The 5,861-nt window shown below is 65.2% G+C and carries 3 protein-coding genes; 2 read left to right on the top strand and 1 reads right to left on the bottom strand.

The features are described from left to right. Positions 1-154 precede the first annotated feature (154 nt). Entirely contained in the window at positions 155-2,272 is a 2,118-nt protein-coding gene (locus tag RR928_RS23775) for a 3-hydroxyacyl-CoA dehydrogenase NAD-binding domain-containing protein (protein ID WP_332684522.1), read from the bottom strand. Positions 2,273-2,381: 109 nt separating this feature from the next. Between RR928_RS23775 and RR928_RS23770 the strand changes: the two genes are divergently transcribed. After that, positions 2,382-3,281 (top strand): LysR family transcriptional regulator, encoded by a 900-nt coding sequence (locus tag RR928_RS23770; protein WP_332540261.1) that lies wholly within the window; start codon positions 2,382-2,384, stop codon positions 3,279-3,281. Between the two features lie 137 nt (positions 3,282-3,418). Then, positions 3,419-5,861, top strand: a 2,443-nt coding sequence (locus tag RR928_RS23765; protein ID WP_332684520.1) for a two-partner secretion domain-containing protein, incomplete at its 3' end; no start/stop codon positions are given.

Here is a 5,861-nt window from a genome sequence, read left to right as displayed (position 1 = left end):
AGGGCCAGGTATCCGTTCGTGGTGAGCTTGTCGAACCATGGACGGCCTGTCCTCATGCCATGAGCGCAGGACGTTCACCCTTCGACGCGGCCGGCTAGGCAGGCTCAGGGCGAACGGCGGGGGGCGCGATGGGCGAAGGGGCGTGAAAGCCCCCTCACTGCGCCTGGTTCAAACTATCAAAGCCCTTGCCCTCTTTGACCAAGCGCACCAGCAAGGGCGCGGGCTGCCAGAACAGCGGGTCTTCCTTGGCAAAGGACTCGATGTCGGCCAGGATCTTGGGCAGGCCTTCCATGTCGGCCCACTTCATCGGGCCGCCGCGGTGGCGCGGGAAACCATAGCCCGACATGAAGGTCACGTCGACATCCAGCGGACGCAGCGCAATGCCCTCCTCCACCACCTTCGCGCCTTCGTTGACCATGGCCGCCATGTAGCGGCGCAGGATTTCCTCCTGGGTGAACGAACGCGGCGTCACGCCCTTCTTCTGGCGCTCGGCATCGACGATGGCCAGCACTTCGGGGTCGGGCTGACCCACGCGCGCGCCTTCGGGGTAGAGGTAGAAGCCGCGGCCGGTCTTCTGGCCGAACCAGCCGCGCTCGCAGATGCGGTCGGCAATTTCCACGTAGCGCGCCGCAGGGTTGCGGGTCGCCGCGCGGCGCTTGCGCGTCGCCCAGCCGATGTCGCCGCCGGCGAGATCGGTGACCTGGAACGGGCCCATGGGGTAGCCGAACGAACGCACGGCGGCGTCGATCTCGTAGGGGCTGGCGCCGTCTTCCATCAGGTAGTCGGCGGCCTGCTTGTACACGGCCAGGATGCGGTTGCCGATGAAGCCGTCGCAGACGCCGGCGCGCACCGGCACTTTTTTCATCTTCTTGGCCAGCTCGAAGGCCGTGGCCACCACGTCGGCGCTGACCTTGGACGGCACGACGATCTCCAGCAGCTTCATGATGTTGGCCGGGCTGAAGAAGTGCAGGCCGATCACGTCCTGCGGACGCTGGGTGGCGTCAGCAATCGCCTCGATGTCCAGATAGGAGGTGTTGGTGGCCAGCACCGCGCCGGGCTTGCAGACGCGGTCGAGTTCGCGGAACACGGCCTTCTTGACTTCGAGGTCCTCGAACACCGCTTCGATCACCAGGTCGACCTGGGCGATGTCGTCATAGCTGGTCGACGGCGTATAGCGCGCCATGATGGCGGCCTTGGCTTCGGCCGTCATGCGGCCCTTGGCGATCAGGCCGTCATAGACCTTCTCGACATTCTTGCGACCGCGCGCGATCGACTCAGCGTCGCGTTCAATCATCGTCACGCTGAAACCGGCGTCCAGCGCCGACACGGTGATGCCCGCGCCCATGGTGCCGCCGCCGATGATGGCGATGGTGGAGAAGGCGCGCGGCGCGGCCAGCTTGGCCTCGGGCACCTTGGCGACTTCGCGTTCGGCAAAGAACGCATGCACCAGACCCGCACGCTGCGGGCTGGCCACGCATTCGATGAACTGCGCGCGCTCGAAGGCCAGGGCTTCGTCAAACGGCTTTTGCACTGCAGCCTGCACGCATTCGATGATCTTCAGCGGCGAGAACAGGCCGCGGCTTTTCTTCGCGGTCTCGGCCTTGAGCACTTCGAGCTCGGCCAGCGCGGCGGCGGGATCGGCGATCACGATGTCGCGCGTGCGGCGCACGGGCGCGTTCTGCGCCAGCAGCTCATTGGCATAGGCCAGGCCCGCGGCAACGGCGTCTGTGCCTTCGGCCAGGCGGTCCACCAGTCCGGCCTTCAGCGCGGCCTTGGCATTCATGGGCTTGCCGCCGAGCATCAGTTCGGTAGCGGGCTTGATGCCCATCAGGCGCGGCGCGCGCTGCGTGCCGCCCGAGCCGGGAAGCAGGCCCAGCAGCACTTCGGGCAGGCCCAGGCTCGCGGCCGGCAGCGCCAGGCGATAATGCGCCGACATCGCCACTTCGAGGCCACCGCCCAGCGCCGCGCCGTGAATCGCGGCAACCACCGGCTTGCTGCAGTTCTCGATAGCCGCGCAGGCTTCGGGCAGCGAAGGAGGCACGGGGGGCTTGCCGAATTCGCGGATATCGGCGCCAGCGATGAAGGCCTTGCCCGCGCCCACCAGCAGCACGGCGCGCACCGCGGCATCGGTCTCGGCCTGCTGCATGGCAGTCACCAGACCCTGGCGCACGACCTGACCCAGCGCGTTGACCGGAGGATTGTCTATCGTCACCACCAGAATGGCGCCGTGAAGGGCTGTGTTGACAGCTAAAGCTTGAGGGGCAGCGCCCATGGACGTTCTCCGGGATTGACAGTAATACCTCCATTGTGGGGACGCCAAACAATCTTGACAATTACATGGATGATTGACAGACTGTCAAATAATATTTGACAAGCATTCCATGGAACTCCACTCCTTGACCCTGCTGGTGGACATCCTTGATGCCGGCAACCTGAGCCAGGCCGCGCGCAACCTCAAGATGACGCGCGCCAACGTCAGCTACCACCTGAACCAGCTCGAGAAATCCGTGGGCGCGCAGCTGGTGCGCCGCACCACGCGCCGCGTCGAGCCCACCGAAGTGGGCCTGCGCCTTTATGCGCACGGCCTCGCCATCCAGAACGAAATGCGCGCCGCGCGCGAAACCATCACCACGCTGGGCCAGGGCCTGCAAGGCCGCGTGGGCCTGAGCGTGCCCAGCGGCTACGGCCAGCTGGTGATGTCAGACTGGCTGATCGACTTCAAGCGGCTGTATCCGTTCATCGTGCTCGACGTGCGCTTCGAGAACCGCGTCGACGATCTGATACGCGAGGACATCGACATCGCCATCCGCGTGATGCCCGAGCCGCCGCCCACGCTGGTCGCGCGCGACCTGGGCCAGGTACGCTATATCGCCTGCGCTTCGCGCGGCTATGTCGCGGCCCACGGCCTGCCCACTGAACTCGAGGCGTTGCGCACCGCGCCTTTGATCACCGCGGGCGTGGTCGGTCGCCAGTTGCGCCTGAGCGCCTACCAGGGAGCGCTGCGCGAGGAAGTGATGCTCGAACCCACGCTGATTTCCGAGCACTTCCCCTTCCTGCGCCAGGGCATTCTTGCCGGCCTGGGCGTGGGCCTGGTGCCCGATTACGTGGTCGAGGACGCGGTCGCCAGCGGCGAAGTGCTGACCACGCTGGACGACTGGCGGCTGAGCATCTTCGGCACGCAGATGTACATGCTCTACATGCCCCAGCGCCACCAGACGCGCGCGGTGCGCACCTGCATCGAGTACCTGCTGGCGCGCGCGCGGCCCGCGGGCGCAGCATAGGCCAGGCCGGCCATCGCCCCCCTGCGGGGCATAGGCGGATTGCATAAAAAATGCAACGAAGTTGTGTGGGGCGTTACCTACATCGCACACAACTACCTTGATGGCACGCAGCCCCGGGCTGCCGTGTCACGCCTGCCATGAACCACATCTATAGCGTGCTCTGGAACAGTGCACTTGGACGTTTTTATGTCACCAGCGAACGGGGCCGCAGTCGCAGCCGCGCCACCCCACGCCGCGCCCGCGGCCGCGGCGCGAACCGACGGCCAGGCTTTGCCGCACTGGCTGCCTGCGTGGCAATGGCCTGGAGTGCACCGGCCTGGTCCCAGGCCGCCTTGCCCCAGGGCGGGCAGGTGGTCAGCGGCAACGCCGCCATCACCCAGGCCGGCCCGCAGATGACGATTCAGCAGGCCAGCGACAAGACCATCTTGAACTGGCAAAGCTTCAACATCGGCGCCGGCCACCAGGTCACGTTCCAGCAGCCCGATGCTTCGGCGGTGGCCCTGAACCGCGTGGTGGGCGCCGATGCGTCGGCCATCCATGGCACGCTGCAGGCCAATGGCCGGGTGTTCCTGGTCAATCCCAACGGCATGCTGTTTGGCGCCGGTGCAAATGTGAACGTGGGCGGCCTGGTGGCCTCGACGCTGAACATTGCCGACAACGATTTCCTCCAGGGCCACTATCAGTTCAGCGGCCAGGGCAGCGCCATGCAAGGTGCCGCGCTGCGCAATCAGGGCCGCATCACCGCGGCCGATGGTGGTGGCGTCGCGCTGCTCGGCGGCAGCGTCAGCAACCAGGGCACGATTGCCGCGCGCCTGGGCTCGGTGGCGCTGGCCGCGGGCAATCAGGTCAAGCTGGACTTCGCGGGCGACGGCCTGCTCAATGTCCAGGTGCAGCAAGCGTCGCTCAATGCGCTGGCCGAAAACCATCAACTGATCGAAGCCGATGGCGGCAGCGTGCTGATGACCGCCAAGGCCACCGACGCGATACTGCAGACCGTGGTCAACAACACCGGCACGGTGCGGGCCCGCAGCGTGGAAAACCGCGCAGGCAAGATTGTGCTGCTGGGCGGCTTCGAAGGCGGCACGACGCGGGTTGCGGGCACGCTGGATGCGAGCGCGCCCGCAGGCGGCAACGGCGGCTTCATCGAGACCAGTGGTGCCCACGTCGAAATCGAAGATGGCGCCAAGGTCACGACCCTGGCCGCCAACGGCCGCAGCGGCAGCTGGCTGATCGACCCGAATGACTTCACCGTGGCGCGCAGTGGCGGCAACATGACGGGCCAGCAAGTATCGGATGCGCTGAACCACAACGACGACTTCACGATAGAGACCGCCGTCATGGGCACGGCCGGCGGCCAAGGCGATATCCATATCAACGATGCCATCACCTGGACGCAAAGCACGCTGCGCCTGAACGCCCAACGCAACATCAACGTCAATGCAGTGATGTCGGTCCAGGGCAGCGGCAAGCTGGCCTTGAATTACGGCGACACCCAAGGCAACGCCGGCACCAGCGCCGTCGTCGGCAGCAATGTCAATGTCAATGGCGGCGGGCGCGTGGATTTCGAGAACGGCGGCGCCGACCGACTGAGCGTCAACGGCCACGGCTATACGGTCATCAATACACTGTCCGAGCTATCGGACATCCAAAATCTGGGCGGCAAATATGCGCTGGGCAGCGACATCGACGCGAGTCCCACGGCCTCTACCGCACAAGGCTTTGCGCCCATCGGTGGAGCGAACACCCCGTTCACTGGCGTATTTGACGGCCTGGGCCACACCATCAGCCGACTGACCATCAATCGTCCACTTGCCATCGACCCGGTCGGTCTTTTGAGCTACACGCATAACGCAGTGCTGCGCAATATTGGCCTGGTGGACGGCAGCATCATCGGAGCAACAACTACAGGTGCTTTAGTCGGCTACAACATCGGAGGCAGCATCAGCAATGCCTACGCAACGGGCAGCGTGAAGGGCACCAACGTTACGGGCGGCCTGGTCGGGCACAGCCAGGGCAGCCGCATCAGCAACGCCTATGCATCGGCCGGCGTGTCGGGTGCACGCTACGTGGGCGGCCTGGTCGGCGCTCTAAGCGACGGCATGATCAGCAACGCCTATGCAACGGGCAGCGTGACGGGTGACAGTGAAGTGGGCGGCTTGGTGGGTAACAACAGCATCAGCAGCATCACCAACGCCTATGCAACCGGCAGCGTGACCGGCAACAGCAATATTGGCGGTCTGATCGGCATGCAAACAGGCGGCGTCATCAACAGCGTCTACGCAACAGGCAACGTGAAGGGCAACAGCAATGCCCGCGGTCTGATCGGCTTGAGACTTGGCGGCAGCGTCAGCTACGCCTACTGGAACACCGAGACCACCGGTCAGCAAACCAGCGACGGCACGCGCCTGACCACCGCACAGATGTTTGACACCAGCAAATGGGCTGGCTTTGATTTCGGCGCGGTCTGGGGCAATGCCAATGGCCAGACCACACCCTATCTGCTGAACATGGCGGGCAACCAGGTATTCAACAAGAACGACCTGCCGACGGGCACCATCACGATTGACAATCGCCCGGTGC

It is taken from the genome of Comamonas sp., from assembly GCF_036666375.1.
In the GTDB taxonomy this organism is placed as follows: domain Bacteria; phylum Pseudomonadota; class Gammaproteobacteria; order Burkholderiales; family Burkholderiaceae_C; genus Comamonas.
The sequence above is the reverse complement of the archived record's forward strand: the minus strand, read 5'-3'. Positions and strand labels throughout refer to the sequence as shown.